Annotated in this window: 3 protein-coding genes; all 3 read left to right on the top strand. The window is 73.0% G+C overall.

The genetic code is table 11. The features are described from left to right. Positions 1-307, top strand: a 307-nt coding sequence (locus H5J33_RS33015) for a D-alanyl-D-alanine carboxypeptidase (protein WP_181798388.1), incomplete at its 5' end; no start/stop codon positions are given. Between the two features lie 99 nt (positions 308-406). Beyond that, entirely contained in the window at positions 407-1507 is a 1101-nt protein-coding gene (locus H5J33_RS33010; protein WP_181798389.1) for a zinc-dependent metalloprotease, read from the top strand. Positions 1508-1699: 192 nt separating this feature from the next. Next, positions 1700-1999 (top strand): ATP-binding protein (locus H5J33_RS33005; protein ID WP_309485543.1); only part of this gene is annotated, 300 nt, incomplete at its 3' end.

Below are 1999 nucleotides of genomic sequence, written 5' to 3'. Positions count from 1 at the left end.
CACCGCCGACCTGCTGACCGGCCTCCTGGTCCGGGCGGCCGACCCGGACCGCCCCGGCCTGCGCCCGGTCCTCACCGGTCTGCCCGTGGCCGGCTTCACCGGCACCCTGAGCAATCGTTTCACCGACGGCGCGTCCGGCGTCGTACGCGCCAAGACGGGCACCCTGACCGGTGTGAACGCCCTCGCCGGCACGGTCGTGGACGACACCGGCCACCTCCTGGCCTTCGCCTTCCTGGCCTCCGGCACCACGGACCCGGCCGGGGCACAGTCGGCCCTGGACGATGCGGCGACGGCACTGGCGAGGTGACCACCGCCCCGCCGCGGCGCCCCCACGGCCTGCCCCAACCGGCACCGAGCACGTACGGTTGACAACATGACTGGCTTCGGTGGCACCGCATCTCCCGGGATGGTCGACTGGAACCTCGCGGTGGCGACCGCGACACGGCTCGTACGGCCCGGCCCCGACGTCAGCCGCGACGAGGCCAGGGCCGTCGTCGCGGAGCTGCGCCGGCACGCGAAGGCCTCGGAGGAACACGTCCGGGGCTTCACCCGGATGGGCACGGAGGAGACCCACGACACCCCCGTGCTCGTGGTCGACCGCCCCGGCTGGGTCCGCGCCAACGTCGCGGGCTTCCGGGAGATCCTCAAACCGCTGCTGGAGAAGATGCAGGAACGGCGCGGCAGCGGGCCGGGCGGCGCGGTCCTGGGCGCCGTCGGCGGCAAGGTCACCGGCGTGGAGCTGGGCATGCTCCTGTCGTTCCTGTCCTCCCGGGTCCTCGGCCAGTACGAGACCTTCGCCCCCGCCGGCCGCGACCTGCCGGCCGGCCCGAACGGCGGCGGCCGACTGCTGCTGGTGGCGCCCAACATCGTCCACGTGGAGCGCGAACTCGACGTCGAGCCGCACGACTTCCGCCTGTGGGTGTGCCTGCACGAGGAGACCCACCGCACCCAGTTCACCGCCGTGCCCTGGCTGCGCGACCACCTGGAGGGCGAGATCCAGTCGTTCCTCGCGGAGACCGACGTCGACCCGATGACCTTCCTGGAGCGCATCCGGGACGCCGCGCAGTCCCTGGCCGGCGGCCGTCCCGAGGGCGAGCAGGAGGACGGCGGGCGCTCCTTCGTGGAACTCGTGCAGACCCCGGCCCAGCGGGAGATCCTCGGCCGGCTCACCGCCGTGATGTCCCTGCTGGAGGGCCACGCCGACTACGTCATGGACGGCGTCGGGCCCAGCGTCGTGCCGAGCGTCGCCGAGATCCGCGAGAAGTTCCAGCAGCGCCGCGCCAAGGGCGCCTCCCGCCTGGACGCCGCCCTGCGCAAGCTGCTGGGCCTGGATGCCAAACTGAGGCAGTACCGCGACGGCGAACGGTTCGTGCGCGCCGTCGTGGAACAGGTGGGCACCGACGGCTTCAACCGCGTGTGGACCTCGCCCAACACCCTTCCCACCAAGGCGGAGATCGCCAAACCGGCGGACTGGATCGCGCGGGTGCACGGCAGGGTCGAGGGGTGAACGCCGGGGCGGAGTCGTGAAGCGGATCCGGCCGCCGGCAGGCGAACGCCCCTCCAATCACCCGTCCGAGGGACCGTATGCCATGCGTAGGCGTGCGATGCTCGGGGAACGCCCCGGTTCTGTCACCATCTACACACTCTGAGTGACCGTCCCGGGCTCACCCCCCGGAAAACTTCATGAAGGGAACCGGACATGGGTCCCCATCCTGCGGTCGCGGCGATACGCCTGGCGGTCCGCCGCGTCCTCCACGACATCCTGAACGACCAGACCTCCCGCGCCCCCGCGGGCCGGACGGCCGAGCGGCTCCCCTCCCCGCTCGTCCTCGTCGCGTGCTCCGGCGGCGCCGACTCCATGGCCCTCGCCTCCGCCCTCGCCTTCGAGGCCCCCAAGCTCGGCGTCCGCGCCGGCGGGATCACCGTCGACCACGGCCTCCAGCCCGGCTCCGACCTCCGCGCCGAAGAGGTCGTCGTGCGGCTGCGCGAGCTGCGCCTC

This window comes from Streptomyces sp. WELS2 (genome assembly GCF_013870595.1).
Classification (GTDB): domain Bacteria; phylum Actinomycetota; class Actinomycetes; order Streptomycetales; family Streptomycetaceae; genus Streptomyces.
The sequence above is the reverse complement of the archived record's forward strand: the minus strand, read 5'-3'. Positions and strand labels throughout refer to the sequence as shown.

Excerpts from the sequence above, each read along its gene's own strand:
- H5J33_RS33010 (WP_181798389.1), top strand. The coding sequence starts at position 407 with ATGGTCGACTGGAACCTCGCGGTGGCGACCGCGACACGGCTCGTACGG.